Source organism: Komagataeibacter xylinus, from assembly GCF_004302915.1.
Classification (GTDB): Bacteria; Pseudomonadota; Alphaproteobacteria; order Acetobacterales; family Acetobacteraceae; genus Komagataeibacter; species Komagataeibacter xylinus_C.
In genome coordinates this window covers 78,168-103,340 of record NZ_QQBI01000002.1, presented here as the reverse complement: position 1 = coordinate 103,340, position 25,173 = coordinate 78,168, and the positions used below count along the sequence as shown (strand labels likewise).

General features: G+C 61.4%; 32 protein-coding genes. All 32 read left to right on the top strand.

From position 1 onward, the window contains the following. Positions 1–26 precede the first annotated feature (26 nt). The 32 genes from rplJ to rpsK all read left to right on the top strand — a co-directional run bounded on the left by rplJ (position 27) and on the right by rpsK (position 25,127). Positions 27–545 (top strand): 50S ribosomal protein L10, encoded by a 519-nt coding sequence (gene rplJ / locus DV027_RS02175; protein WP_078524564.1) that lies wholly within the window; start codon positions 27–29, stop codon positions 543–545. Positions 546–647: 102 nt separating this feature from the next. Then, complete coding sequence (gene rplL, locus DV027_RS02170; protein WP_078524563.1) at positions 648–1,022, top strand: 50S ribosomal protein L7/L12; 375 nt, start codon at positions 648–650, stop codon at positions 1,020–1,022. A 256-nt stretch (positions 1,023–1,278) separates the two neighbouring features. Then, the gene (gene rpoB, locus DV027_RS02165; RefSeq protein WP_130730321.1) at positions 1,279–5,451 is read left to right on the top strand and encodes a DNA-directed RNA polymerase subunit beta; all 4,173 of its coding nucleotides are present in this window, start codon (positions 1,279–1,281) and stop codon (positions 5,449–5,451) included. A gap of 102 nt (positions 5,452–5,553) precedes the next feature. Next, on the top strand, positions 5,554–9,747 hold the full coding sequence (rpoC, locus tag DV027_RS02160) for a DNA-directed RNA polymerase subunit beta' (protein ID WP_130730320.1): 4,194 nt from the start codon (positions 5,554–5,556) through the stop codon (positions 9,745–9,747). Positions 9,748–10,162: 415 nt separating this feature from the next. Continuing rightward, positions 10,163–10,534, top strand: a complete 372-nt coding sequence (rpsL, locus tag DV027_RS02155; RefSeq protein WP_003621118.1) for a 30S ribosomal protein S12 — start codon at positions 10,163–10,165, stop codon at positions 10,532–10,534. A gap of 15 nt (positions 10,535–10,549) precedes the next feature. Next, positions 10,550–11,026 carry a 30S ribosomal protein S7 gene (gene rpsG, locus DV027_RS02150; protein WP_007399617.1) on the top strand — a complete coding sequence of 159 codons (477 nt, stop codon included), beginning with the start codon at positions 10,550–10,552 and terminating at the stop codon, positions 11,024–11,026. Positions 11,027–11,119: 93 nt separating this feature from the next. Continuing rightward, the gene (tuf, locus tag DV027_RS02145; protein ID WP_130730319.1) at positions 11,120–12,310 is read left to right on the top strand and encodes an elongation factor Tu; all 1,191 of its coding nucleotides are present in this window, start codon (positions 11,120–11,122) and stop codon (positions 12,308–12,310) included. Positions 12,311–12,415: 105 nt separating this feature from the next. Beyond that, positions 12,416–12,724: a 30S ribosomal protein S10 gene (gene rpsJ / locus DV027_RS02140; RefSeq protein WP_007282720.1), complete on the top strand. Its 309-nt coding sequence runs from the start codon at positions 12,416–12,418 to the stop codon at positions 12,722–12,724. A 10-nt stretch (positions 12,725–12,734) separates the two neighbouring features. Beyond that, positions 12,735–13,418 carry a 50S ribosomal protein L3 gene (rplC, locus tag DV027_RS02135; protein WP_130730318.1) on the top strand — a complete coding sequence of 228 codons (684 nt, stop codon included), beginning with the start codon at positions 12,735–12,737 and terminating at the stop codon, positions 13,416–13,418. Between the two features lie 12 nt (positions 13,419–13,430). Beyond that, positions 13,431–14,045, top strand: coding sequence for a 50S ribosomal protein L4 (gene rplD, locus DV027_RS02130; protein WP_061271391.1), 615 nt, complete (start codon positions 13,431–13,433; stop codon positions 14,043–14,045). A gap of 35 nt (positions 14,046–14,080) precedes the next feature. Continuing rightward, the gene (locus DV027_RS02125) at positions 14,081–14,377 is read left to right on the top strand and encodes a 50S ribosomal protein L23 (protein WP_172157796.1); all 297 of its coding nucleotides are present in this window, start codon (positions 14,081–14,083) and stop codon (positions 14,375–14,377) included. Positions 14,378–14,393: 16 nt separating this feature from the next. Further along, positions 14,394–15,224, top strand: coding sequence for a 50S ribosomal protein L2 (gene rplB / locus DV027_RS02120; protein WP_130730317.1), 831 nt, complete (start codon positions 14,394–14,396; stop codon positions 15,222–15,224). Positions 15,225–15,236: 12 nt separating this feature from the next. Further along, positions 15,237–15,515: a 30S ribosomal protein S19 gene (gene rpsS, locus DV027_RS02115; RefSeq protein WP_007399623.1), complete on the top strand. Its 279-nt coding sequence runs from the start codon at positions 15,237–15,239 to the stop codon at positions 15,513–15,515. 2 nt (positions 15,516–15,517) lie between these two features. Continuing rightward, positions 15,518–15,919 (top strand): 50S ribosomal protein L22, encoded by a 402-nt coding sequence (rplV, locus tag DV027_RS02110; RefSeq protein ID WP_007399624.1) that lies wholly within the window; start codon positions 15,518–15,520, stop codon positions 15,917–15,919. 3 nt (positions 15,920–15,922) lie between these two features. Further along, positions 15,923–16,600, top strand: a complete 678-nt coding sequence (rpsC, locus tag DV027_RS02105; RefSeq protein ID WP_061271387.1) for a 30S ribosomal protein S3 — start codon at positions 15,923–15,925, stop codon at positions 16,598–16,600. Positions 16,601–16,653: 53 nt separating this feature from the next. Next, on the top strand, positions 16,654–17,070 hold the full coding sequence (gene rplP / locus DV027_RS02100; protein WP_014105026.1) for a 50S ribosomal protein L16: 417 nt from the start codon (positions 16,654–16,656) through the stop codon (positions 17,068–17,070). A gap of 1 nt (position 17,071) precedes the next feature. Further along, positions 17,072–17,308, top strand: a complete 237-nt coding sequence (gene rpmC, locus DV027_RS02095) for a 50S ribosomal protein L29 (RefSeq protein ID WP_110567219.1) — start codon at positions 17,072–17,074, stop codon at positions 17,306–17,308. A gap of 13 nt (positions 17,309–17,321) precedes the next feature. Next, positions 17,322–17,603, top strand: coding sequence for a 30S ribosomal protein S17 (gene rpsQ, locus DV027_RS02090; RefSeq protein WP_061271381.1), 282 nt, complete (start codon positions 17,322–17,324; stop codon positions 17,601–17,603). 14 nt (positions 17,604–17,617) lie between these two features. Beyond that, the gene (rplN, locus tag DV027_RS02085) at positions 17,618–17,986 is read left to right on the top strand and encodes a 50S ribosomal protein L14 (RefSeq protein WP_061271379.1); all 369 of its coding nucleotides are present in this window, start codon (positions 17,618–17,620) and stop codon (positions 17,984–17,986) included. Then, positions 17,986–18,306: a 50S ribosomal protein L24 gene (gene rplX, locus DV027_RS02080; protein ID WP_010506725.1), complete on the top strand. Its 321-nt coding sequence runs from the start codon at positions 17,986–17,988 to the stop codon at positions 18,304–18,306. Before rplN ends, rplX begins: the two co-directional genes overlap by 1 nt. Before the next feature lie 10 nt (positions 18,307–18,316). Further along, positions 18,317–18,886, top strand: coding sequence for a 50S ribosomal protein L5 (rplE, locus tag DV027_RS02075; RefSeq protein WP_061271377.1), 570 nt, complete (start codon positions 18,317–18,319; stop codon positions 18,884–18,886). Positions 18,887–18,991: 105 nt separating this feature from the next. Next, a complete protein-coding gene (gene rpsN / locus DV027_RS02070; protein ID WP_061271375.1) occupies positions 18,992–19,297 on the top strand; it encodes a 30S ribosomal protein S14 in 306 nt (101 codons plus the stop codon). A 12-nt stretch (positions 19,298–19,309) separates the two neighbouring features. Continuing rightward, the gene (rpsH, locus tag DV027_RS02065) at positions 19,310–19,708 is read left to right on the top strand and encodes a 30S ribosomal protein S8 (RefSeq protein WP_010506719.1); all 399 of its coding nucleotides are present in this window, start codon (positions 19,310–19,312) and stop codon (positions 19,706–19,708) included. A gap of 10 nt (positions 19,709–19,718) precedes the next feature. Beyond that, entirely contained in the window at positions 19,719–20,252 is a 534-nt protein-coding gene (rplF, locus tag DV027_RS02060; RefSeq protein WP_130730316.1) for a 50S ribosomal protein L6, read from the top strand. Then, a complete protein-coding gene (gene rplR, locus DV027_RS02055; RefSeq protein ID WP_061271371.1) occupies positions 20,252–20,614 on the top strand; it encodes a 50S ribosomal protein L18 in 363 nt (120 codons plus the stop codon). Before rplF ends, rplR begins: the two co-directional genes overlap by 1 nt. A 17-nt stretch (positions 20,615–20,631) precedes the next feature. Then, entirely contained in the window at positions 20,632–21,210 is a 579-nt protein-coding gene (rpsE, locus tag DV027_RS02050) for a 30S ribosomal protein S5 (RefSeq protein WP_014105019.1), read from the top strand. After that, positions 21,203–21,391, top strand: coding sequence for a 50S ribosomal protein L30 (gene rpmD, locus DV027_RS02045; RefSeq protein WP_061271369.1), 189 nt, complete (start codon positions 21,203–21,205; stop codon positions 21,389–21,391). Before rpsE ends, rpmD begins: the two co-directional genes overlap by 8 nt. Before the next feature lies 1 nt (position 21,392). Further along, a complete protein-coding gene (gene rplO / locus DV027_RS02040) occupies positions 21,393–21,881 on the top strand; it encodes a 50S ribosomal protein L15 (RefSeq protein WP_130730315.1) in 489 nt (162 codons plus the stop codon). A 158-nt stretch (positions 21,882–22,039) separates the two neighbouring features. Further along, a complete protein-coding gene (secY, locus tag DV027_RS02035) occupies positions 22,040–23,389 on the top strand; it encodes a preprotein translocase subunit SecY (protein WP_130730314.1) in 1,350 nt (449 codons plus the stop codon). Further along, the gene (locus DV027_RS02030) at positions 23,386–24,045 is read left to right on the top strand and encodes an adenylate kinase (protein WP_130730313.1); all 660 of its coding nucleotides are present in this window, start codon (positions 23,386–23,388) and stop codon (positions 24,043–24,045) included. The genes secY and DV027_RS02030 overlap by 4 nt, the downstream gene beginning before the upstream one ends. 234 nt (positions 24,046–24,279) lie before the next feature. Further along, positions 24,280–24,657, top strand: coding sequence for a 30S ribosomal protein S13 (gene rpsM, locus DV027_RS02025; protein ID WP_061271361.1), 378 nt, complete (start codon positions 24,280–24,282; stop codon positions 24,655–24,657). 77 nt (positions 24,658–24,734) lie between these two features. After that, a complete protein-coding gene (gene rpsK, locus DV027_RS02020) occupies positions 24,735–25,127 on the top strand; it encodes a 30S ribosomal protein S11 (RefSeq protein WP_003621069.1) in 393 nt (130 codons plus the stop codon). Positions 25,128–25,173: the final 46 nt, after the last annotated feature.

Here is a 25,173-nt window from a genome sequence, read left to right as displayed (position 1 = left end):
CTGGCAGGTGATGATGGAGACGGGATTTGGACCGTACGGAGAAGCGGGAGTTTGTTGCCTCCCTCGCAGCCGTGTTCGCTGAAACGTCCATGGTCATTGTCACCCGTAATGACGGGCTGAGCGTGGCTGATGTGACGGACCTTCGGCGTCGCGTGCGTGCGGCTGGAGCTACACACAAGGTCGCGAAGAACCGGCTGGCCTCTCTCGCCCTGGCAGGGACCCAGTTCGAAGGCATCAAGCCGCTGCTGAAGGGGCCGACCGCGTTGTCGTGGGCGGATGAACCGGTAGCCGTGGCGAAGGTGCTCGTCGAGTTCGCCAAAACCAATGACAAGCTTGTTCTGCTCGGCGGATCGCTTGGTGCCCAGACGCTCAACGTCGAAAGCATCAAGGCTCTGGCCGAACTGCCGTCGCTTGACGTTCTGCGCGCGCAGCTGGTGGGGCTCATCTCCACCCCCGCTACGCGGATCGCAGGCGTGCTGCAGGCGCCGGCCGGACAGCTTGCACGGGTTTTTGGTGCCTATGCCAAGACGGGCGAAGCCGCCTGAGACCCCATGGCCCGGCCCGCCGGGCTATCAACAAAACGGCATTTTCCCTAAAAACGGGATTGTGTCGTGCCAACCAGTGTATAAATTAGGAAGACCAATACCATGGCCGATCTGAACAAGATTGTTGAAGACCTTTCCGCCCTGACCGTTCTGGAAGCGGCTGAGCTGTCCAAGCTGCTCGAAGAGAAGTGGGGCGTTTCCGCCGCTGCTCCGGCTGCTGTTGCCGTTGCCGCTCCGGGCGCTGGCGCTGCTCCGGCAGAAGAGAAGACCGAGTTCGACGTGGTCCTGACCAAGGCCGGCGACAAGAAGATCAACGTGATTAAGGAAATCCGTGCGATCACCGGTCTGGGCCTGAAGGAAGCCAAGGACCTGGTCGAGGGCGCGCCCAAGACCATCAAGGAAGGCGCCAGCAAGGATGAAGCCGAGAAGATCAAGAAGACCCTTGAAGACAACGGCGCTTCGGTCGAAATCAAATAAGTTGGCCAATCGGGATGCGTCGTTTATGACGCACTCAGGCTGATTGTTCAGGTGAGGGTGGAAACCGTCTGGTTTCCGCCCCCTTGGGCGTTACAGGCACCCTGGCCGCAAGGCTTCGGGTGCCTTTGGCGGTAGTGAAAGATTGATCGGGCGCAGGTCCGGTTGATCTGCCAAGGATTTTCAAGGGCCGCGCAGTCCGCGTGACATGACCGTGTCACGACCGTGCGGGCCTGTGTGGATGGGGGCTGGATAGGCGATGAACGCGATTACGAAATCGTTCACGGGACGCAAACGCATCCGCAAGAGCTTCGGGCACATACCCGAAGTGGCTCCGATGCCCAATCTGATCGACGTGCAGCGGGCAAGCTACGAGACGTTCCTTCAGATGAATGTGGCGCCCGACAGCCGGACGCCGACGGGCCTGCAGGAAGTGTTCCGTTCCGTCTTTCCGATCAATGATTTCGCGGGGCGCGGGCGTCTGGAGTTCGTAAGCTACGAACTCGAGGAGCCGAAATACGACGTGGAGGAATGCATCCAGCGCGGGCTGACCTTTGCCGCCCCGCTGAAGGTGATCCTGCGCCTGATCGTATGGGATGTGGATGAGGATACCGGGTCGCGCTCGATCCGCGATATCAAGGAGCAGCCGGTCTATATGGGCGACATGCCGCTCATGACCGATAACGGCACGTTCATCATCAACGGCACCGAGCGCGTCATCGTCAGCCAGATGCACCGCAGCCCCGGCGTGTTCTTTGATCATGACAAGGGCAAGACCCATTCCTCGGGCAAGTTCCTGTTTGCCGCCCGTGTCATTCCCTATCGTGGCTCGTGGCTCGATTTCGAGTTCGACAGCAAGGACCTGATCTACGTCCGCATCGACCGCAAGCGCAAGCTGCCGGTCACGACGCTGCTGTACGCGCTCGAAGGCACCGCCTCCGAGGCCGCCCGCGCCGCCAAGGCCGCCGAGGGCGGAGATGTCGAGTCGATGGAAATCCAGGGCATGGACCCTGATGAGATCCTGTCCTACTTCTACGGCAAGGTGGAATTCACCAAGACCGAGAAGGGCTGGGCGCGCCGTTTCGATGCCGATGCCTTCCGTGGCCAGAAGCTGCTCGAGCCGCTGATCGACGCCCAGACCGGGGAGGAAGTGGCCCCGGCCGACGCCAAGCTGACCGCTCGCATGGTCCGCAAGATCGCCGAGGCCACTAAGGAAGTGCTTGTCGGCCCCGCAGGGCTGATTGGCCGCTTCATTGCCAGCGACATCGTCAACGAGCACACCGGCGAGATCTATGCCGAGGCGGGCGACGAGCTGACCGAGCAGAAGCTTGAGGAACTCGAGGGCGAAGGCCTGACCACGCTGACCACGCTGGCGGTGGACGCGGCCAATGGCCCGTGGATCCGCAATACGCTGGCAGTGGACAAGAACGCCTCGCGCGAGGAAGCGCTGACCGACATCTACCGCGTCATGCGCCCCGGCGAGCCGCCCACGCCCGAGACGGCGGAAGCGATGTTCTCCGGCCTGTTCTTTGATCCCGACCGCTATGACCTGTCCGCCGTGGGTCGCGTCAAGATGAACATGCGCCTTGGCGTGGACGTGCCCGACACGGTGCGCGTGCTGCGCAAGGAAGACATCCTGCGCACCGTCAAGATCATGTGCGAGCTGAAGGACGGTCGCGGTGCGATCGACGATATCGACAACCTTGGCAACCGTCGTGTCCGCTCCGTGGGCGAACTGATGGAAAACCAGTACCGCGTTGGCCTGCTGCGCATGGAGCGCGCCATCCGCGAGCGCATGGGTTCGGTCGATATCGACACCGTCATGCCGCATGACCTGATCAACGCCAAGCCTGCGGCGGCTGCCGTACGCGAGTTCTTCGGTTCCTCGCAGCTCAGCCAGTTCATGGACCAGACCAACCCGCTGTCGGAAGTGACGCACAAGCGCCGCCTCTCGGCGCTTGGCCCGGGTGGCCTGACCCGTGAGCGCGCGGGCTTCGAGGTCCGTGACGTGCACCCGACGCATTATGGCCGCATCTGCCCGATCGAGACGCCGGAAGGCCCGAACATCGGCCTGATCAACTCGCTGGCCACCTACGCCAAGGTGAACAAGTACGGCTTTATCGAGACCCCGTACCGCATGGTCGAGGACGGCGTGCTTCAGGATGGCTGGAAATACCTTTCCGCCATGGAAGAAGAGAAGCTGATCGTCGCCCAGGCCGATGCAAAGCAGGACGAGCAGGGCCATCTGACCGATGATCTGGTGTCCGTGCGCCGTGGCGGCGACTTCCGCCAGGTGCCGCCGACCGAAGTGACCGCCTGCGATGTGTCGCCCAAGCAGCTTGTCTCGGTTGCTGCAGCGCTCATCCCGTTCCTTGAGAACGATGACGCCAACCGTGCGCTGATGGGCTCGAACATGCAGCGTCAGGCCGTGCCGCTGGTGCGCTCGGATGCGCCGCTGGTCGGCACGGGCATGGAAGCGGCCGTGGCGCACGATTCCGGTGCCGCCATCGTGGCCCGCCGCCATGGTGTGGTGGACCAGATCGACGGTGCGCGTATCGTGGTGCGCGCCACCGATGAGGGTGGTGCCACACAGGGCGTGGATATCTACCGCCTGCGCAAATACATGCGCTCCAACCAGTCCACCTGCATCAACCAGCGCCCGCTGGTGCGCGTGGGTGACCAGGTGCGGGCTGGCGAGATCATCGCCGATGGCCCCTCCACCGAACTGGGTGAACTGGCGCTGGGCCGCAACGTGCTGGTCGCGTTCATGCCCTGGAACGGTTACAACTTCGAAGATTCGATCCTGATTTCCGAGCGGATCGCGCGCGATGACGTGTTTACCTCGATCCATATCGAGGAATTCGAGGTCATGGCCCGCGACACCAAGCTGGGCCAGGAAGAAATCACGCGTGACATTCCCAATGTCGGCGAGGAAGCCCTGCGCAACCTCGACGAGGCGGGCATCGTCTATGTCGGCGCGGAAGTGAACCCCGGCGATATCCTGATCGGCAAGGTCACGCCCAAGGGCGAAAGCCCGATGACGCCGGAAGAAAAGCTGCTGCGCGCCATCTTTGGCGAAAAGGCCTCCGATGTTCGTGACACCTCGCTGAAGCTGCCGCCCGGCACGACCGGCACCATCGTGGACGTGCGCGTGTTCTCCCGCCGTGGCGTGGACAAGGACGAGCGCGCAATGGCCATCGAGCGCGCCGAGATCGAACGCCTCGCCAAGGACCGTGATGACGAGCGCGCCATTCAGGAGCGTTCCTTCTACAACCGTCTGCGCGAGCACCTGATCGGCCAGACCGCGGGTGCGGGCTTCAAGGGCATCCGCTCGGGCACCGAGATCACGGACGAGGTCCTGTCCGAGCATCCGCGTGGCGCGTGGCGCAATATCACCGTGGTGTCCGATGAGGTCATGGCGGAGCTTGAAACCCTGCGCCGTGAGTTTGACGCGGCGGTGGCCAAGATCCAGGCCCGCTTCGACAACAAGGTCGAGAAGCTGCAGCGCGGTGATGAACTGCCGCCGGGCGTGATGAAGATGGTCAAGGTCTTTGTCGCGGTGAAGCGCAAGCTGCAGCCGGGTGACAAGATGGCCGGCCGCCATGGCAACAAGGGTGTCGTCTCGCGCGTCGTGCCGGTGGAAGACATGCCGTTCCTTGAGGATGGCACGTCGGTTGACATCGTGCTCAACCCGCTCGGCGTGCCCTCGCGCATGAACGTGGGGCAGATCCTCGAGACGCATCTGGGCTGGGCCTGCGCCAATATCGGTCGCCAGATCGGCCAGTTGGCCAATGACTACCAGCGCACGGGCGAGAAGCGGCAGGAACTGCTTGATGAACTGAAGTCGGTCTATGGCGACGCGGTTTATGACGAGCAGATCGGTGACATGACCGATGCCCAGCTTCTCGAGCTGTGCGGCAACCTGCGCAAGGGCGTGCCGATCGCGACCCCGGTGTTCGATGGCGCGTCCATCCCCGATATCGAGGCGATGCTGACCCGCGCGGGCGTGGACAAGTCCGGCCAGTCGCAGCTGATCGACGGGCGCACGGGCGAGCCGTTCGAGCGCAAGACCACGGTTGGCTACATCTACATGCTCAAGCTGCATCATCTTGTTGATGACAAGATCCATGCCCGCTCCATCGGTCCGTATTCGCTGGTGACCCAGCAGCCGCTGGGCGGTAAGGCGCAGTTTGGTGGGCAGCGCTTTGGTGAGATGGAAGTGTGGGCGCTCGAAGCCTACGGCGCCGCCTACACGCTGCAGGAAATGCTGACGGTCAAATCGGATGACGTGTCCGGTCGTACCAAGGTCTATGAGGCCATCGTGCGCGAGCAGGATGATTTCGAGGCCGGTATTCCGGAAAGCTTCAACGTGCTGATCAAGGAACTGAAGTCCCTTGGCCTGAATGTTGACCTGGAACAGAGCGGTAACTGATCCGGTCGGCATGTTGCACGTCGGTCCATCTATTTTTCTTTCAGGAGTGGAGGCAGGTGCGGCGCCTGCTTCCGCTTCATTCCCTCAGGGGGTTTGCGGCGCATGAATGAACTCATGAAGATCCTTGGCCAGGGTGGCCAGGCCATGACCTTTGACCAGATCAAGATCCAGCTGGCCTCGGCCGAGCAGATCCGTTCGTGGTCCTATGGCGAGATCAAGAAGCCCGAGACCATCAACTACCGGACCTTCAAGCCGGAGCGTGATGGCCTGTTCTGCGCGCGGATTTTTGGTCCGATCAAGGACTACGAATGTCTGTGCGGCAAGTACAAGCGGATGAAGTTCCGCGGCATCATCTGCGAAAAATGCGGCGTTGAGGTCACGCTGGCCAAGGTGCGCCGCGAGCGCATGGGCCATATCGAGCTGGCCAGCCCGGTTGCGCATATCTGGTTCCTGAAATCACTGCCCAGCCGGATCGGCCTGATGGTCGACATGACGCTGAAGGATCTGGAAAAGATCCTGTATTTCGAGAGCTATGTGGTGCTGGAACCCGGCACCTCGCCGCTCAAGCAGTACAGCCTGCTGACCGAAGACCAGTACCTCGATGTCATGGACGAGCATGGCGACGAGGGCATCGAGGTCGGCATTGGCGCGGAAGCGATCAAGAAGATCCTCGAGCGCATCGACTGCAAGGTCGAGAAGGAAGAACTGCGCCTTGAGCTGAAGGAAACCACGTCCGAAGCCAAACGCAAGAAGCTGGTCAAGCGCCTGAAGCTGGTCGAGGCCTTTGCCGACAGTGAATCTCGCCCGGAATGGATGATCCTGGACCTCGTGCCGGTCATTCCGCCCGAGCTGCGCCCGCTGGTGCCGCTTGATGGCGGTCGTTTCGCCACGTCGGACCTGAACGACCTGTACCGCCGCGTCATCAACCGTAACAACCGCCTCAAGCGGCTGATCGAGCTGCGCGCGCCCGACATCATCGTGCGCAACGAAAAGCGCATGCTGCAGGAATCGGTCGATGCGCTGTTCGATAACGGCCGCCGTGGCCGTGCCATTACGGGTGCCAACAAGCGTCCGCTCAAGTCGCTGTCCGACATGCTCAAGGGCAAGCAGGGCCGCTTCCGCCAGAACCTGCTGGGCAAGCGCGTCGATTATTCGGGCCGTTCGGTCATCGTGGTGGGCCCGGAGCTGAAGCTGCACCAGTGTGGCCTGCCCAAGAAGATGGCGCTCGAGCTGTTCAAGCCGTTCATCTACTCCAAGCTGGAAAAATACGGTCACGCCACCACCATCAAGGCCGCCAAGCGGATGGTGGAAAAGGAACGTCCCGAAGTGTGGGATATCCTTGAAGAGGTGATCCGCGAGCATCCGGTCATGCTCAACCGTGCGCCCACGCTGCACCGTCTGGGCATCCAGGCGTTCGAGCCGGTGCTGATCGAGGGCAAGGCCATCCAGCTGCACCCGCTGGTCTGCACCGCGTTCAACGCCGACTTCGATGGCGACCAGATGGCCGTGCACGTGCCGCTGAGCCTCGAGGCGCAGCTTGAAGCCCGTGTGCTGATGATGTCGACCAACAACATCCTCAGCCCGGCCAACGGCAAGCCCATCATCGTGCCGTCGCAGGATATCGTGCTCGGGCTGTATTACCTCAGCCTCGAAACACCCGAATTCCGCGCGACGCCCGACAAGAACAGCTACGATGACAAGGGGCTGGTGACCGTAAGCGGCGCGCCGTCCTTCTCCAGCGTTGGCGAAGTGGAATACGCGCTGAGCACGGGCGCGGTGAAGCTGCACGACAAGATCCGCGCGCGCATCGAAAGCTTCGATGCCGAGGGCAAGACCGTGCGCGAGACGGTGGTGACCACGCCGGGCCGCATGCTTGTTGCCCAGATCCTGCCGCGCAACCCGGCGCTGCCGTTCTCGCTGATCAACCGCCAGTTGACCAAGAAGATCGTGTCGGACGTGATCGACGCGGTTTACCGTCACTGCGGCCAGAAGGAATGCGTTATCTTCTGTGACCGCCTGATGGGGCTTGGCTTCCGCCACGCCGCGCGTTCGGGCATCTCGTTCGGCAAGGACGACATGATCGTTCCCGTCGAGAAGAAGGAGCTCGTGGACCGTACGGCCGGCGAAGTGAAGGAGTTCGAGCAGCAGTATCAGGACGGCCTGATCACCGCTGGCGAGCGCTACAACAAGGTGGTTGATGCCTGGTCGCGTTGCACCGATGAAGTGCAGGCCGCGATGATGAAGGAGATCTCCAAGCAGGAGATCGGCAAGCCCACCAACTCGGTGTGGATGATGAGCCACTCCGGCGCCCGTGGGTCGCCAGCGCAGATGAAGCAGCTTGCCGGCATGCGTGGCCTGATGGCCAAGCCGTCGGGCGAGATCATCGAACAGCCGATCATCGCCAACTTCAAGGAAGGCCTGTCGGTTCTCGATTACTTCACCTCCAGCCATGGTGCGCGTAAGGGCCTGGCCGATACCGCGCTCAAGACTGCGAACTCCGGTTACCTCACCCGCCGCCTCGTTGATGTGGCGCAGGACAGCATCATTGTCGAGGAAGATTGCGGCACCGAGCGCGGCCTGACCGTGCGTGCGGTCATGGATGGCGGCGAAGTCGTGGCCTCCCTGTCCGAGCGGATGCTCGGTCGCACGCTGGCCGCCGACGTGCTCGACCCGGCAACCGGCAAGGTGCTCTTCCCGCGCAATACGCTGATCGAGGAAGCCGAGGCCGAGCAGATCGAGAAGGCGGGTGTCGAAAGCCTGCTGATCCGCTCCGTGCTGACCTGTGACAGCCGCGTGGGCGTGTGTGGCCACTGCTATGGCCGTGACCTTGCGCGCGGCACGCCGGTCAACATCGGTGAGGCCGTCGGCGTTATCGCTGCCCAGTCCATCGGTGAGCCGGGCACCCAGCTGACCATGCGTACCTTCCATATCGGTGGTGCGGCGCAGCGTGGCGCCGAGCAGTCGATGGTCGAGGCTTCGCGTGATGGCAAGGTGACGATCCGCAACAAGAACGTGGTGCATAACAGTCAGAACGTGCCCATCGTCATGTCGCGTAACTGCGAGATCCTGCTGACGGATGACCGTGGAACCGAACGCGCCCGCTACCGCGTGCCTTATGGTGCGCGCCTGCTGGTCGAGGATGGCGCCGAGGTGGCCCGTGGCCAGAAGATGGCCGAGTGGGATCCGTACACCCTGCCCATCATCACCGAGCAGCCTGGCAAGGTGGAATATCTTGACCTGATCGACTCCATCACCCTGGTGGAGCGGATGGATGAGGTGACCGGCCTGACCTCGAAAGTGGTCGTGGACTACAAGCAGGCTTCCAAGGGGATCGACCTGCGTCCGCGCCTGCAGCTCAAGGACGCCAACGGCGACGTGGTGAAGCTGGCCAACGGCAACGACGCCCGCTACTTCCTGTCGCCTGACTCGCTGCTCTCGGTGGAGAACGGCGCGCAGGTCAACGCAGGTGACGTGCTGGCGCGTATCCCGCGTGAAGGCTCCAAGACGCGTGACATTACCGGTGGTCTGCCGCGCGTGGCGGAACTGTTTGAGGCCCGCAGGCCGAAGGATCACGCCATCATCTCGGAAACCGAGGGGCGCGTGGAATTCGGCAAGGACTACAAGTCCAAGCGCCGCGTCATCGTCAAGAACGACGAGACGGGCGAGGAGACGGATTACCTCATCCCCAAGGGCAAGCACGTGTCCGTTCAGGAAGGCGACTTTGTCCAGGTGGGCGATCCGCTCGTCGACGGGCCGCGCGTGCCGCATGACATCCTGAAGGTTCTGGGTGTCGAGGCGCTGTCGGACTACCTCGTCAACGAGATCCAGGACGTGTACCGACTGCAGGGCGTGAAGATCAATGACAAGCACATCGAAGTCATTGTTCGCCAGATGCTGCAGAAGGTGGAAATCCTTGAGCCGGGCGATACGACCTACCTGATCGGTGAGACGGTGGACCGTATCGAGTATGAGGAAGAGAACGCCAAGCGCCTCAACATTGGCGAGCACCCTGCCGTTGCCATGCCGGTGCTGCAGGGCATCACCAAGGCCTCGCTGCAGACGCAGTCCTTCATCTCGGCGGCCTCCTTCCAGGAGACCACCCGTGTCCTCACCGAGGCTGCTACGGCGGGCAAGAAGGATACGCTCAACGGCCTCAAGGAGAACGTCATCGTCGGTCGCCTGATCCCGGCAGGGACGGGCAGCGTGATGAACAAGCTCCGCGCGGTTGCCGCGGGCGAGGACAAGCAGCGCCTCGCCAAGGCCCGCGCTGCCGTGCCGCCCAAGGCGGCCGAGTAACTACGCGAGAGAAATGCCGGATGGCGGGGGACCGCTATCCGGCATGATTCGGTGCTGCACTATTGTCACCATCCGATTCAGGCGGTATCAGCAGCCTGACGGAGCGGTGCTCCGAGTCCGGCGGAACAGAGTCGTTTCGCCAGACTGCTAGCGAATCCTGCGCAAGGCTTGACTTTTGGTCAGTTTGCCCGTAGGTAACGCGCCCTCGGCTAGCCCTGTCTGAAAGACGTCGTTGGCCGTCGAATGCAGCATGCAGACATGCGGTGCCGCAGTCCGGGAATCGGGCTGCCCAGGCCGGATGTAAATATGATGCCCGAACGAATGGTTGTCATTCGTTGGGGTTTTGTTGTGAACGACAGTCGGCAACCAGATATGGGGTTGGCCGGCCGAATTTTGTAAGGATCGGGAAAGGCGTATGCCGACCATCAACCAGTTGATCGCGAAAGGTCGCGAACCCGCAGCCAAACGCAATAAGGTTCCTGCCCTGCAGGGCTGTCCGCAGAAGCGTGGCGTTTGCACTCGTGTTTACACAACCACACCGAAGAAGCCGAACTCGGCCCTGCGTAAGGTGGCAAAAGTACGCCTGACCAACGGTTATGAGGTTGTGAGCTATATTCCGGGTGAGGGGCATAACCTCCAGGAACATAGCGTTGTCCTGATCCGTGGTGGTCGCGTTAAGGATCTTCCTGGCGTGCGTTATCACATCCTGCGCGGCGTTCTGGACACCCAGGGTATCGCCAAGCGTCGTCAGCGTCGCTCGCTCTATGGCGCGAAGCGTCCTAAGTAAAAGGAATAACGAGGCATGAGTCGCCGTCATCGCGCAGTCAAGCGCGAGATTCTTCCCGATCCGAAATTTGGTGATGTCGTCATTACGCGTTTCATGAACGCCCTGATGTACGACGGCAAGAAGTCCACCGCTGAAGGGATCGTCTATGGCGCCCTTGAGGTGCTGCGCCGCCGTGGTGGTGCTGCAGCGGACCCTGTGGTCATGTTCCACAGCGCGCTGGACAACGTCAAGCCGGCTGTCGAGGTGCGTTCCCGCCGTGTTGGTGGCGCCACCTACCAGGTTCCGGTCGAAGTCCGGGCCGAGCGTCGTCAGGCGCTGGCCATCCGCTGGCTGATTGACGCCTCGCGCAAGCGTGGCGAGAACACCATGCAGGATCGCCTGTCGAACGAACTTCTTGACGCCGTCAACAATCGTGGCGCCGCGGTCAAGAAGCGCGAAGACACGCACCGCATGGCAGAAGCCAACAAGGCATTCAGTCATTACCGCTGGTAAAGGCGGTCAGGCCGGTTTATTGACCGGTCCGGCTTCCGAAACGGAACTTTCCAACCCGACTCTCGGCACGAGGCCGAGTTAACGGAGAAAACGATGGCAAAGGCTAAATTTGAGCGGAATAAGCCGCACTGCAACATCGGCACGATTGGTCACGTCGATCACGGCAAGACCTCGCTGACCGCTGCTATCACCAAGACGCTGGCGAAGGCCGGTGGTGCGGAATTCAAGGCGTACGACATGATCGACGCCGCGCCGGAAGAGCGCGCCCGTGGCATCACCATCTCGACCGCCCATGTCGAGTACGAGACCGCGAAGCGTCACTACGCACACGTCGACTGCCCCGGCCATGCTGACTATGTGAAGAACATGATCACCGGTGCCGCGCAGATGGACGGCGCGATCCTGGTCGTGTCGGCTGCTGATGGCCCGATGCCCCAGACCCGTGAGCACATCCTGCTTGCCCGCCAGGTTGGCGTGCCGGCCCTGGTCGTCTTCCTGAACAAGGTTGACCAGGTTGATGATCCGGAGCTGCTCGAGCTGGTGGAAATGGAAGTGCGCGAGCTGCTTTCCGCTTACCAGTTCCCCGGCGATGATATCCCCATCATCAAGGGTTCGGCCCTGGTGACGCTGGAAGATGGCGACGCCGAAGTCGGTGAAAACCGCGTCATGGACCTGATGAACGCTGTGGACGAATACATCCCGCAGCCGGAGCGTCCGGTTGACCGTCCGTTCCTGATGCCGATCGAAGACGTGTTCTCCATCTCGGGCCGTGGCACCGTGGTGACGGGCCGTGTCGAGCGTGGCGTGGTGAACGTCGGCGACGAAATCGAGATCGTTGGCCTGCGCCCGACGCAGAAGACGACCGTGACCGGCGTTGAAATGTTCCGCAAGCTGCTCGACCGTGGTGAAGCAGGTGACAACATCGGCGCACTGGTGCGTGGCACGAAGCGTGAAGACGTTGAGCGTGGCCAGGTGCTGGCGAAGCCGGGTTCGATCACCCCGCACACCAAGTTCAAGGCGGAAGCCTACATCCTGACGAAGGAAGAGGGTGGCCGTCACACGCCGTTCTTCACCAACTATCGTCCGCAGTTCTATTTCCGCACGACCGACGTCACCGGCGTCGTTCACCTGCCGGAAGGCACGGAAATGGTCATGCCTGGCGATAACGTCGCCATGGATGTCGAGCTGATCGCTCCGATCGCCATGGATGAAGGCCTGCGCTTCGCTATCCGCGAAGGCGGCCGCACCGTTGGTGCAGGTGTTGTTGCTTCCATCACCGAGTGATTGGACAGTAACTGAACTGTGGCATCCCGGTCGGAGCAATCCGGCCGGGTTTCCATTGCGGATCGGGTTCCCCCGAATCAGGTAAAGTTGGACTGAAACAGAAAGATGGACAACCAGAACATCCGCATTCGCCTGAAGGCGTACGATCATCGGGTGCTAGACAACAGCACGAAGGAGATCGTCAATACGGCGAAGCGTACGGGTGCGCGGGTTCGGGGTCCTATCCCGCTGCCGACGCATATTGAACGGTTTACCGTAAACCGCTCCCCCCACGTGGATAAGAAAAGCCGCGAGCAGTTCGAAATTCGGACCCATCGCCGGCTGCTCGACATTGTCGAGCCGACCCCGCAGACCGTGGACGCTCTCATGAAACTCGACCTCGCCGCTGGCGTAGATGTCGAGATTAAACTCTAAGGTCCAGACGATGCGCACCGGATTGATCGCAAAAAAGCTGGGTATGACCCGGCTGTTCAAGGAAGACGGCACACATGTGCCGGTGACTGTCCTGCAGCTTGATGATCTGCAGGTGGTTGATGTTCGCAGCACCGAGCGTGATGGCTACACAGCTGTCCAGCTTGGCGCGGGCAAGGCCAAGGTCAAAAATGTGTCCAAGCCGAACCGCGGCCATTTTGCCAAGGCCAAGGTCGAGCCCAAGAAGAAGCTGGCTGAATTCCGTGTATCGGATGACGCCGTCCTGGAAGTCGGGGCTTCTCTGTCCGCCGCCCATTTCGTGGTGGGGCAGAAGGTGGACGTTACCGGCACCAGCAAGGGTAAGGGTTTTGCCGGCGCGATGAAGCGCTGGAACTTTGCCGGTCTCGAAGCCACCCACGGTGTCTCGATCAGTCACCGTTCGCACGGTTCCACGGGTAACCGCCAGGATCCGGGCAAGGTTTTCAAGAACAAGAAGATGGCCGGCCATCTCGGTTCCGAGCGTATCACTACGCTGAACCTTGAGGTTGCGGCTGTTGACGCCGAAAAGAACCTGATCATGATCCGCGGCTCCGTGCCGGGCGGAAAGAATGAAACGGTTCTCGTTCGTGATGCGATCAAGAAGGCCCGTCATGCCGAGGCGCCGTATCCGGCGGCCCTGGTTGAGGCTGCGGGCTGAGGATAGAGGGCAATGGATTACGAGATCAAAACCCTCGATAACGGAAGCGCAGGCACCGCCAGCCTTCCCGACGAGATTTTCGCCGCAACGCCGCGCACGGACATCCTGGCGCGTGTGGTGCACTGGCAGCTGGCCAAGCGCCGGGCTGGTACGCACAAGGTCAAGGGCATGGGGGAAGTCTCCGGCACGACCAAGAAGCCGTATCGCCAGAAGGGCACGGGCAGCGCCCGCCAGGGTTCGCTGCGTGCGCCGCAGTACCGCACCGGTGGCATCGTTCATGGTCCCGTGGTGCGTGACCATGGCTATGACCTGCCCAAGAAGGTGCGTCGCCTTGGCCTGATTTCCGCCCTGTCGCAGAAGGCGGCGGAAGGCAAGCTGGTGGTGCTCGATGCCGCGACTGCCTCGGGCAAGTCGGCCGAGCTGGCCAAGAAGCTGAAGGTCCTGGGCTGGACATCCGCGCTGATCGTGGATGCCGCGGTTGAAGAGAACTTCGGCCGCGCCGCGCGCAACCTGCCGAAGATCGACATTCTTCCGACGGTGGGCGCCAATGTCTACGATATCCTGAACCACGATGTGCTCGCGATCACGCGCGCCGGGGTTGAGGGCCTGAAGGAGCGTCTGGCATGACCAACATCCTGGCAATCCGCAAGAAGGCGGAACGTATGTCGCGCGAAGCGATGTACGACATCATCCGCTCTCCCCTGATCACGGAAAAGGCGACTGCCCTTTCCGAGAAGAACCAGGTGGGTTTCAAGGTTGCGATCAGCGCCACGAAGCCGGAGATCAAGGTTGCGGTCGAGACGCTGTTTGGCGTGAAGGTTCTGGGTGTGAACACGCTCATCCAGAAGGGAAAAGCCAAGCGCTTCAAGGGACGTCCCGGCCAGCGTTCGGATGTTAAGAAAGCGTTTGTTCAGCTTGCAGAAGGTCAGTCCATCGACCTGACCGCGAAGCTGGTCTGACGCGGGGTGACAAGAAATGGCATTGAAGCACTTTAATCCAGTTACCCCCAGCCTGCGCGGAACGGTCCTGATCGACCGCAAGGAGCTGTGGAAAGGCAAGCCCGTCAAGGGCCTGACCGAGGGGAAGAACAAGAGCGGCGGCCGTAACAACCACGGCCGCACCACCTCGCGTTTCATCGGTGGCGGTCACAAGCAGTCCTACCGTTATGTTGACTTCAAGCGTCGCAAGTTCGACGTGGTCGGCACGGTGGAGCGTCTGGAATACGATCCCAACCGTACGGCGTTCATCGCGCTCATCAAGTATGCCGATGGCGAGCTGGCCTACATCATCGCGCCGCAGCGCCTGAAGGCGGGTGACGAAGTCATCGCCGGTGCGCGCGCCGATATCAAGCCGGGCAACGCCATGCCCCTGTCTGCCGTTCCGGTGGGCACGATCATCCACAACATCGAGCTCAAGGCCGGTGCCGGTGGCAAGATCGCCCGCTCGGCTGGCACGTATGCGCAGCTGGTCGGCAAGGACATGGGCTATGCCCAGATCAAGCTGCAGTCCGGTGAGCTGCGTGTTGTTCGCGCCGAGTGCATGGCCACCATCGGTGCCGTGTCTAACCCGGACAACATGAACCAGCACCTGGGCAAGGCCGGCCGCAATCGCTGGCTGGGCCGCCGCCCGCACAACCGTGGTGTCGTCATGAACCCGGTTGACCATCCGCATGGTGGTGGTGAAGGACGCACTTCGGGTGGGCGTCATCCGGTTACGCCATGGGGCAAGCCGACTAAGGGTTACAAGACCAGGGTCAACAAGCGTACGGACAGTCTGATCATCCGTCGCCGGAAGACCGGCAAGTAAGGGGCATTTAAGATGGCACGTTCCGTCTGGAAGGGCCCGTTCGTAGACGGGTATCTGCTGAACAAAGCCGATGCATCGCGCGCGTCGGGCCGTAACGAAGTGATCAAAATCTGGTCGCGTCGATCCACCATCCTGCCGCAGTTCGTCGGACTGACGTTCGGCGTCTATAACGGGCACAAATTCCTGCCCGTGCAGGTTTCCGAGAACATGGTGGGCCACAAGTTCGGTGAGTTCTCACCGACCCGTACCTTCACGGGTCATTCTTCGGACAAGAAAGCGAAGCGGGGCTGAACATGAGCAAGCCTAAGCATCCGCGCACGCTCGCGGAAACCGAGGCGCAGGCGCTGACGCGGAACATCCGCATCAGCCCGCGCAAGCTGAACCTTGTTGCGGGTCTGATCCGCAACAAGCCGGCTGCGCAGGCAATCGCCACCCTCACATTCTCCAAGCGTCGCATTGCCCAGCAGGTCAAGAAGACGCTGGAAAGTGCGATTGCCAACGCCGAGAACAACCACCAGCTGGACGTTGACCAGCTGGTCGTTGCCCGCGCTGAGGTGGGCAAGTCGATCGTGATGCGTCGTTTCCACGCACGTGGTCGTGGCCGTTCGGCCCGCATCGAGAAGTTTTTCAGCCACCTGACCATTGTCGTGGCCGAAAAGAAGCCCGAAGCTGAAACCGAAAAAAAGGCGGCCTGATCCATGGGACATAAAGTTAATCCGATCGGGCTTCGGCTCGGTATTAACCGGACATGGGACAGCCGCTGGTACGCCGATGCGGATTATGCCCGCCTGCTGCATGATGACCTGAAGCTGCGCGCCTACCTGCGCCGCAAGCTGGCCGGTGCAGGCGTGTCCCGCGTGGTGATCGAGCGCCCGGCCAAGAAGCCGCGCGTGACCATTTACGCGGCACGCCCTGGCGTGGTGATCGGCAAGAAGGGCCAGGACATCGATGTGCTGCGCAAGGACCTGGCCCGCATGGCCAAGACCGATGTCGCGCTGAACATCGTCGAGATCCGCAAGCCGGAAATCGATGCGACCCTGGTGGCCGAGAACATCGCCCAGCAGCTCGAGCGCCGCGTTGCCTTCCGTCGCGCCATGAAGCGTGCCGTGCAGTCCGCCATGCGCCTTGGCGCGCAGGGGATCCGGATCAACTGCTCGGGCCGTCTTGGCGGCGCGGAAATCGCGCGTGTCGAGTGGTATCGTGAAGGTCGGGTGCCGCTGCACACGCTGCGTGCGGACATCGACTATGGTGTGGCGACCGCCAAGACGACCTATGGCACCTGTGGTGTGAAGGTCTGGATCTTCAAGGGCGAGATTCTTGCCCATGATCCGCTGGCGCAGGACCGTCGCGCCGCCGAACAGGCCCCGCAGCGCTAACTGCGGGGTCCAATGGACCTAGATGCGCCAGGCGGCGCGTGAGGATTTGAAAAATGCTTTCTCCCAAGCGGACAAAGTACCGCAAGGCCCACAAAGGGCGCATTCATGGGTTGGCCAAGGGCGGCACAACCCTGAATTTCGGGGCTTTTGGCCTGAAGGCTCTCCAGCCTGAACGGATCACGGCCCGCCAGATCGAAGCGGCCCGTCGGGCCATTACCCGTGCCATGAAGCGTGCGGGTCGTGTCTGGATTCGGATTTTCCCTGATCTTCCGGTCTCGACAAAGCCGGCAGAAGTGCGTATGGGGTCCGGCAAGGGGTCGCCCGAATATTGGGTGGCTCGTGTGAAGCCGGGTCGAATCCTGTTCGAGATCGAAGGCGTGTCGCCTGAAGTCGCGCGTGAAGCGCTGGCTCTGGGTGCGGCAAAGCTGCCGATCAAGACCAAATTCGTGACCCGTATCGGAGAGGCGTGAGATGGCAAAGGCAACAAAGCCGGCCGATCTGCGTGCCAAGACTGTTGAAGAACTGGATACGCTTCTCGTCGATCTGAAGCGCGAGCAGTTCAATCTTCGGTTTCAGCATGCGACCGGCCAGACCGAGGGGCAGTCCCGCATGCGCGTGGTTCGTCGTGAAATCGCGCGTGTGAAGACGATTGCGACCGAGGTTGTTAAGAAGAGTTCTGCTGGCCACGCGCCGGCAGCAAAGTCCTGAAGGGAGACGGGCGATGCCAAGGCGCGTCCTGACCGGGCGGGTAACCAGCGACAAGATGGACAAGACCGTTACGGTTCTTGTCGATCGTCGCATTATCCACCCGCTGTATAAGAAGTTCATTCGCCGCTCGAAGAAGTACGCGGCGCATGACGGCTTGAATGAATGCAAGGTGGGCGACACGGTGCGCATTGAAGAATGCAAGCCGATTTCCCGCCGCAAGACCTGGACGGTCGTTGTCCGGAATGGCCAGCCGCTCGCGGCAGCCGCCGGTGCTGCGTCTGGCGCCCAGGCGTAAAGAAGGCATAGACCATGATCCATCCCGAGACCAACCTTGACGTGGCCGACAATTCCGGCGCCCGTCAGGTGCAGTGCATCAAGGTACTGGGCGGTTCCAAGCGGAAGTCTGCCTCGGTCGGCGACGTGATTGTCGTGTCCGTCAAGGAAGCCATTCCCCGCGGCAAGGTCAAGAAGGGCGATGTTCACCAGGCGGTGATCGTGCGCACTTCCTACCCCGTGCGCCGGGCTGATGGCAGCGCCATCCGTTTTGACCGCAACGCGGCCGTGCTGATCAACAAGCAGCAGGAGCCGATCGGTACCCGTATCTTTGGCCCGGTCGTGCGTGAGCTGCGTGCCCGCAAGTTCATGAAGATCATCTCGCTGGCACCGGAGGTGCTGTAATGGCTGCTCGTATCAAGAAGGGTGACCAGGTTCTGGTCACCACCGGTGGTTCCAAGGGAACCCGTGGCGAGGTCGTTACGGTCCTGCCCGCGGCCAACAAGGCCGTGGTGCGTGGCGTTGCCATTGCGAAGCGTCATACCCGTCCTTCGCGCATGGGTGAGCAGGGCGGCATTGTCCAGAAGGAAATGCCGGTGCACCTGTCCAACCTGAAGCTGATCGACCCCAAGAGCGGCGACCCGACGAAGGTCGGCTTCCGCGTTCTGGAAGATGGTCGCAAGGTTCGTGTCGCCAAGGCGACCGGCGAAGTAATCGAAGGCTGAGGGGGCGGGAATGTCTGAAGTGAAAGAAGCCCGCGCCCTGCCGCGCATGCAGCAGCGTTATCAGGACGAGCTGCGCGCGAAGCTGCGCGAGGAATTCGGGTACAAGAACGAGATGCAGGTTCCGCGTCTCGAGAAGATTGTCCTGAACATGGGTGTTGGCGAAGCTGCTGGCGACCAGAAGAAGCTCGACGCGGCGGTTAAGGAAATGACCCTTATCGCTGGTCAGAAGCCGGTCAAGACGGTTGCCAAGAAGGCGATCGCCGGCTTCAAGATCCGCGAAGGTCTGCCCATCGGGTGCAAGGTGACGCTGCGCCGTGCCCAGATGTTCGAATTCCTGGATCGTTTCGTGACGATCGCCCTGCCGCGCGTACGTGATTTCCGCGGGCTGCCGGCGAACAAGGGTTTCGACGGCCGTGGCAACTTCGCGATGGGGCTGAAGGAACAGATTGTCTTCCCGGAAATCGAATACGACAAGGTAGACGAGATCCGCGGCATGGACATCATCTTCGTGACCACTGCGAAGACGGATGCGGAAGCGAAGGCTCTGCTGAAGGCGTTTGATCTGCCCTTCGCTGCATAAAATGTAGCGAAAGGGCTTCCGTCTGAAGTCCAGAAGACCTAATACACACGTTGTTTGGAAAACCGTTGGGACTGGCCCGACAGGTTCCGGAGGGTAAAACAAGGCATGGCCAAAATTTCCGCCGTAAACCGGAATGTCAAGCGCGAGCGCATGGCAGACCGGGACCGGGCTAAGCGGACTGCATTGAAGAACATCATCATGGACCGGTCTCTGCCGGTTGAAGATCGATTCGATGCGTCGCTTAAGCTTGCTGAACTTCCTCGCAATGGCTCGCGCGTGCGCGTGCGCCTGCGCTGCAAGCTCACCGGGCGTCCTCGCGCCAATTACAGAAAGTTTGAACTCTGCCGTATCGCCCTGCGCGACCTGGCCTCCAATGGTCAGATCCCGGGCATGGTCAAGTCAAGCTGGTAAGGGCAGGGAACGATGTCACTTTCTGATCCTTTGGGTGATCTGCTCACCCGGATCCGCAATGCGCAGCGTGCACGGCATGCTGCCTGCGTGGCGCCGGCTTCCAAGCTGCGCGCCAGTGTTCTCGAGGCGCTTCGCCGCGAGGGGTATATCCGTGGTTTCTCGCGTGAGGAACTGCGCAAGGGTGTGGCCCAGCTGCGCATCGAGCTGAAATATCTCGATGGCGAGCCGGTCATCAAAGAAATCCACCGTGTGTCCAAGCCGGGGCGCCGCGTCTATTCCAAAATCAAGGAACTGCCGCGTGTCTATGCCGGGCTGGGTGTGTCGATCCTGTCGACGCCGCGTGGTGTTCTGTCCGATGCGGAGGCCCGCGCTGCCAATGTTGGCGGTGAAGTCCTCTGCCGTGTGTTCTGAGGAGGGATAAATGTCGCGAGTGGGCAAATATCCCGTCGAAGTTCCGTCGGGCGTTCAGGTTTCCGTTGCTGATGGCGTGCTGACCACGAAGGGCAAGCTCGGCGAGCTCAAGCTGCCCCTGTCCGGTCATGTCGCCGTTGATGTTGCGGATGGCAAGGTTGCGGTGAAGCCGGTTGGCACCGAGGCCCAGGCCCGCATGATGTGGGGGACCACGCGTTCCCTGATCGCGAGCATGGTCAAGGGTGTGTCGGAAGGGTTTTCCAAGACTCTGGAAATCTCCGGAACCGGTTACCGTGCTGCGGTGCAGGGCAAGAACCTGGTCATGAACCTCGGTTATTCGCATGACATCGTCTATGCGATTCCCGAAGGCATCAAGATCACCACCCCGCGGCCTACGGCCGTGACTGTCGAGGGTATCGACAAGCAGCGGGTTGGTCAGGTTGCGCTTGATATCCGTAGCTTCCGTAAGCCCGAGCCCTACAAGGGCAAGGGTGTCCGTTATGAAACGGAAACCATCCGTCGCAAGGAAGGCAAGAAGAAATAATGAGCACGCAGAAGGATCTGCGGGAGCGGCGGCGCCAGCGTCTCCGTTTCCAGCTTCGCCTCAAGAGTGGTGGCCGTCCGCGTCTGTCGGTGTTCCGTTCGGGCAAGAATATCTACGCGCAGGTGATCGACGATGCCGCTGGCCGCACGCTGGCCGCAGCTTCGACCCTCGACAAGGATCTGCGTTCCACCCTCAAGGGTGGTACGGACGTGAAGGCAGCCGGTGCAGTCGGCAAGCTTCTTGCCGAGCGCGCGGTGGCTGCTGGTGTGTCGAAGGTCGTTTTCGACCGCGGCGCGTATCTGTATCATGGGCGTATCAAGGCCCTGGCGGAGGCTGCCCGTGAGGGCGGTCTCTCGTTCTGACGAAAGGGTCACGCATAATGGCACGTGAACCGAGAGAAGGCGGCCGGGGTGGTCGCGATCGCGACCGCGAAGGCGACGATCTGGTCGACAAGCTGGTCACGATCAATCGTGTTGCCAAGGTTGTAAAGGGCGGTCGCCGCTTTGCATTCGCGGCACTGGTTGTTGTTGGTGACCAGAAGGGTCGCGTAGGGTTCGGCGCGGGCAAGGCCCGTGAGGTTCCCGAGGCGATCCGCAAGGCAACCGACCGCGCCAAGCGGACGATGATCCGTGTTCCGATGAAGGAAGGCCGTACGCTGCATCACGATGTGGCCGGTCACTTCGGAGCGGGCAAGGTGGTCCTGCGTTCCGCTGATGCGGGCACGGGCATCATCGCCGGTGGTCCGATGCGCGCCGTGTTCGAGAGCCTGGGCATCAATGACGTGGTGGCCAAGTCGCTCGGCACCCGCAACCCGCACAACATGGTCAAGGCGACTTTCGCCGCGCTGGAGCGTTGCGCCAGCCCGCGTTCGGTTGCCAACCGCCGTGGCAAGAAGGTTTCGGACATCCTGGGGCGCCGCGAGGCTGCGGTAGCGACGGAGGCTGCGGCCGATGTCTGATACCAAGGCAACCATTCGCGTTACCCAGGTGCATTCTGGCAATGGCCAGAAGCCGGGCCAGCAGGCTACGCTGGTGGGCCTGGGCCTGAACAAGATCGGTCGTACCCGCGAGCTGGAGGATACCCCTTCGGTTCGTGGCATGATCCGCAAGGTGTCCCACCTGATCAAGGTGGAGGATTGAGATGAACCTGAACGAACTTCGTGACAACGAGGGCGCACGCTATCGCAAGAAGCGCCTTGGTCGCGGCATCGGCTCTGGCAAGGGCAAGACGTCGGGCAAGGGTGTGAAGGGCCAGAAGGCACGCTCCGGTGTGTCGCTGAACGGTTTTGAAGGCGGCCAGCTGCCCATCTACCGTCGTCTGCCCAAGCGCGGCTTCAAGAACATCTTCCGCAAGGATTATGCGGTGGTGAACCTGGGCGTGCTCGACAAGGCGATTGCGGCTGGCAAGATCGATGCCAAGGCCATGGTGACGGAAGAGATCCTGACCAAGGCCGGTCTGGCCGGGTCGGGCCGCTTTGACGGCATCCGCCTGCTTGCCGATGGCGCGCTGAACCACGCCGTGACCATTGAAGTGTCCGGTGCTTCGGCCGGTGCCATCGCCGCAGTTGAAAAGGCTGGCGGCAAGGTGCAGGTCAAGGTCCAGAAGCAGCAGGCTCCTGCCGCCGAATGACCGGCTGGGGGCACAGGCACGTTCTGTACCCGAAGCATGATAAAAGCGATGCTGCTTGCACTCGGCGGGCGCATCGCTTTATTACTTTCTGCGGTTTTTTTTATCATGACAGCGTCCCGTTTTCGGCGGTGGCGCTGTTCTTGTGAAAGGATGGGCGCATGGCCTCCGCGGCCGAACAGTTGGCTGCCAATCTGAATTTCAGTTCCTTTGCCAACGCAACGGAACTGAAGAAGCGTATCTGGTTTACCCTTGGTGCGCTGATCGTCTATCGGATTGGCACCTATATCCCCGTCCCTGGCGTCGATGCGACGGTGATGGGGCAGCTTCTGGCCCGGCATCAGGGCGGTATCCTGGGTATGTTCGATATGTTCACGGGTGGTGCGCTGGGGCGCATGACCGTGTTCGCACTCAACATCATGCCCTATATCAGTGCCTCGATCATCGTGCAGCTCATGTCGGCGGCCATTCCCTCCCTTGAAGCCCTGAAGAAGGAAGGCGAGGGCGGGCGGCGCAAGCTGAATGAATATACCCGTTACCTGACGGTGGTCATTGCGCTGTTCCAGGCCTACGGCATCGCCATCGGGCTGGAGAACATGCATACGGAGGCAGGCTCGGCCGTTGTCTCGCCAGGGCTGTTCTTCATCGTCTCGTGCGTGCTGACGCTGGTGGGCGGCACCATGTTCCTGATGTGGCTTGGCGAGCAGATCACGTCGCGGGGGGGCGGTAACGGCATCTCGCTGATCATCTTTGCCAGTATCGTGGCAAACCTGCCCAATGCGCTCGCAAGCCTGTTCCAGCTTGGCTATACCGGGGCGCTTTCACCGTTCTTCGTGCTGGTCTTTCTGGTGCTGGCGGCGGTGACCATCGCGTTCATCGTGTTCATGGAACTCGCACAGCGGCGCGTGGTGATCCAGTACCCCAAGCGGCAGGTCGGCCAGCGCATGTTTGGCGGTGACTCGACGCATATGCCGCTGAAGGTGAACACCGCGGGGTCGATTCCGCCAATCTTCGCCTCATCGGTGCTGCTGATTCCCGTGACCATTGCGGGATTCGTCAATAACAGCTCGATGCCCGGCTGGCTGTCCTTCCTGGGGCAATCGCTGGGGCAGGGGCAGCCGCTCTACATGCTGTTCTATGCGGCAATGATCGTGTTCTTCTCGTATTTCTATGCGGCGGTGACATTCAACCCGCAGGAGACGGCCGAGAACCTGCGCAAGCAGGGCGGGTTCGTGCCCGGCATCCGGCCAGGCGCCAATACGGCAGCGTTCTTTGACCGTATCCTGACGCGCATCACGACCATCGGCGCGCTCTATCTTGTCGCTGTCTGCCTGTTGCCGCAGATCCTGATCAGCCATTACAACGTGCCGTTCTATTTTGGTGGTACGAGTCTGATCATTATCGTGACCGTGACGATCGATACGGTGACGCAGGTGCAATCGCATCTGGTGGCGCACCAGTATCAGGGCCTTATGCGTCGCGGACGGGGCCGAAAGGGCAAAATGCGGTGAATATTATCTTTCTTGGGCCGCCGGGTGCTGGAAAAGGCACCCAGTCGAAGCGGCTGGAAGAACGCTACGGAATCGCCCAGATTTCAACCGGTGACATGCTGCGGGCCGAAGTCGCGACCGGCAGCCCGCTGGGACAGAAGGTCAAGGCGGTCATGGCGAACGGGCAGCTTGTGTCCGATGACCTGATCATCGCCATGATTGAAAAGCGCATCCGCCAGCCGGACTGCGCCAAGGGGTTCATCCTTGATGGCTTCCCGCGCACGCGGGCGCAGGCGGAAGCGCTTGATGCCATGCTGGCCCGCAGCGGGCAGCACATCGATGCGGTGCTGCTGCTCGATGTGGACGAGGATGCCCTGGCCGACCGGATTGCGGGCCGTTACACCTGTGCCAAGTGCGGCGCGGGCTATAACGACGTGTCCAAGCGGCCGAAGGTGGCTGGCACATGTGATGTGTGTGGCGGCCACGAGTTCATCCGCCGCGAAGATGACCGGCGGGAGACCGTGGCGGCACGCCTGAAGACCTATCGGGAACTCACGGCGCCGATCCTGCCTTATTACGAGGCGGAAAGGCGGCTGTACCGTGTGGACGGCATGGCGGATATCGATGACGTGACGAAGCAGGTCTTTGATGTTATCGATCGTATCACTAAAAAGTGATGAAAAATAATTGACTCAATGGGGGGCAGCAGTATATTGCGCGCCCTCAAGGTATGAGCGTCGTGTGAGTCGTCCATGAGGGGCGGCTCGTAGGGCCAGAATGTATGATGATGGGGTTGGCCGGTCCGTAACCGGTATGTTCACGATGCTCCCGCCAGAACAGGGCGGGTGGTGTGACGCAGCCCTGCCTGATAGTTAGTGCCCTGAATCAGGGGCGGACGAGGAGTAAGTGGCGTGGCACGTATTGCCGGCGTGAACATCCCTAGCAACAAGCGGGTCACAATTGGCCTTCGTTATATCTATGGTATCGGGGCCACCAAGGCCCAGGCGATCTGCGACAAGCTGGAAATTCCGGCTGAGCGGCGCGTCAACGAACTGTCTGACGACGAGATCGGCAAGATCCGTGAACTGATCGACAGCGATTACCGCGTTGAAGGTGACCTTCGCCGTGAAGTGGCGATGAACATCAAGCGCCTGATGGACCTGGGCTGCTACCGTGGCCTGCGCCACCGTCGTGGCCTGCCTGTCCATGGTCAGCGGACTCATACCAACGCCCGTACCCGCAAGGGTAAGGCCGTGGCTATTGCGGGCAAGAAGAAGGCGACCCGCTAATCAGCGGATTGCCTGGTATGAGTGCATGGAGCCTGCGGGTTCCGTGCACCGTTTGAACTGACAGGATCGAGAAAATTATGGCGAAAGCTGCGGCTCCGCGTATTCGTAAGAAAGAGCGGAAAAACATCATCTCCGGTGTGGCGCATGTGCTGTCCACCTTCAACAACACCATGATCACCATCTCGGATGCACAGGGCAATGCGATTGCCTGGTCTTCCGCTGGTGCCCAGGGTTTCAAGGGCTCGCGCAAGTCCACGCCGTATGCGGCGCAGGTTGCTGCTGAAGATGCAGGCCGCAAGGCCCGCGAGCACGGCATGGAAACGCTGGAGATCGAGGTTTCCGGTCCGGGTTCGGGACGTGAGAGCGCCCTGCGCGCGCTGCAGGCTGTCGGCTTCTCGATCACGGCGATCCGTGACATGACGCCGGTGCCGCATAACGGCTGCCGCCCCCGCAAGCGCCGTCGCGTCTGATACGTCGTCTGCCTTAGTCGTATTTCCCCCGCATGCGGGGGAAGAT

Bases quoted from the DNA above. Each gene is read 5' to 3' on its own strand.
- rpsH (WP_010506719.1), top strand. From the start codon at position 19,310: ATGTCACTTTCTGATCCTTTGGGTGATCTGCTCACCCGGATCCGCAAT.
- rpsG (WP_007399617.1), top strand. From the start codon at position 10,550: ATGAGTCGCCGTCATCGCGCAGTCAAGCGCGAGATTCTTCCCGATCCG.
- rpmD (WP_061271369.1), top strand. From the start codon at position 21,203: ATGTCTGATACCAAGGCAACCATTCGCGTTACCCAGGTGCATTCTGGC.
- rpsQ (WP_061271381.1), top strand. From the start codon at position 17,322: ATGCCAAGGCGCGTCCTGACCGGGCGGGTAACCAGCGACAAGATGGAC.
- rpsN (WP_061271375.1), top strand. From the start codon at position 18,992: ATGGCCAAAATTTCCGCCGTAAACCGGAATGTCAAGCGCGAGCGCATG.
- rplF (WP_130730316.1), top strand. From the start codon at position 19,719: ATGTCGCGAGTGGGCAAATATCCCGTCGAAGTTCCGTCGGGCGTTCAG.
- rplL (WP_078524563.1), top strand. From the start codon at position 648: ATGGCCGATCTGAACAAGATTGTTGAAGACCTTTCCGCCCTGACCGTT.
- rpsJ (WP_007282720.1), top strand. From the start codon at position 12,416: ATGGACAACCAGAACATCCGCATTCGCCTGAAGGCGTACGATCATCGG.
- rplV (WP_007399624.1), top strand. From the start codon at position 15,518: ATGAGCAAGCCTAAGCATCCGCGCACGCTCGCGGAAACCGAGGCGCAG.
- rplD (WP_061271391.1), top strand. From the start codon at position 13,431: ATGGATTACGAGATCAAAACCCTCGATAACGGAAGCGCAGGCACCGCC.
- rpsK (WP_003621069.1), top strand. From the start codon at position 24,735: ATGGCGAAAGCTGCGGCTCCGCGTATTCGTAAGAAAGAGCGGAAAAAC.
- secY (WP_130730314.1), top strand. From the start codon at position 22,040: ATGGCCTCCGCGGCCGAACAGTTGGCTGCCAATCTGAATTTCAGTTCC.
- rpsL (WP_003621118.1), top strand. From the start codon at position 10,163: ATGCCGACCATCAACCAGTTGATCGCGAAAGGTCGCGAACCCGCAGCC.
- DV027_RS02125 (WP_172157796.1), top strand. From the start codon at position 14,081: ATGTCGCGCGAAGCGATGTACGACATCATCCGCTCTCCCCTGATCACG.
- rpsE (WP_014105019.1), top strand. From the start codon at position 20,632: ATGGCACGTGAACCGAGAGAAGGCGGCCGGGGTGGTCGCGATCGCGAC.
- rplO (WP_130730315.1), top strand. From the start codon at position 21,393: ATGAACCTGAACGAACTTCGTGACAACGAGGGCGCACGCTATCGCAAG.
- rpoB (WP_130730321.1), top strand. From the start codon at position 1,279: ATGAACGCGATTACGAAATCGTTCACGGGACGCAAACGCATCCGCAAG.
- rpsS (WP_007399623.1), top strand. From the start codon at position 15,237: ATGGCACGTTCCGTCTGGAAGGGCCCGTTCGTAGACGGGTATCTGCTG.
- rplE (WP_061271377.1), top strand. From the start codon at position 18,317: ATGTCTGAAGTGAAAGAAGCCCGCGCCCTGCCGCGCATGCAGCAGCGT.
- rplB (WP_130730317.1), top strand. From the start codon at position 14,394: ATGGCATTGAAGCACTTTAATCCAGTTACCCCCAGCCTGCGCGGAACG.
- rplN (WP_061271379.1), top strand. From the start codon at position 17,618: ATGATCCATCCCGAGACCAACCTTGACGTGGCCGACAATTCCGGCGCC.
- rpmC (WP_110567219.1), top strand. From the start codon at position 17,072: ATGGCAAAGGCAACAAAGCCGGCCGATCTGCGTGCCAAGACTGTTGAA.
- rplR (WP_061271371.1), top strand. From the start codon at position 20,252: ATGAGCACGCAGAAGGATCTGCGGGAGCGGCGGCGCCAGCGTCTCCGT.
- rpsC (WP_061271387.1), top strand. From the start codon at position 15,923: ATGGGACATAAAGTTAATCCGATCGGGCTTCGGCTCGGTATTAACCGG.
- rplX (WP_010506725.1), top strand. From the start codon at position 17,986: ATGGCTGCTCGTATCAAGAAGGGTGACCAGGTTCTGGTCACCACCGGT.
- rpoC (WP_130730320.1), top strand. From the start codon at position 5,554: ATGAATGAACTCATGAAGATCCTTGGCCAGGGTGGCCAGGCCATGACC.
- tuf (WP_130730319.1), top strand. From the start codon at position 11,120: ATGGCAAAGGCTAAATTTGAGCGGAATAAGCCGCACTGCAACATCGGC.
- rplP (WP_014105026.1), top strand. From the start codon at position 16,654: ATGCTTTCTCCCAAGCGGACAAAGTACCGCAAGGCCCACAAAGGGCGC.
- rplC (WP_130730318.1), top strand. From the start codon at position 12,735: ATGCGCACCGGATTGATCGCAAAAAAGCTGGGTATGACCCGGCTGTTC.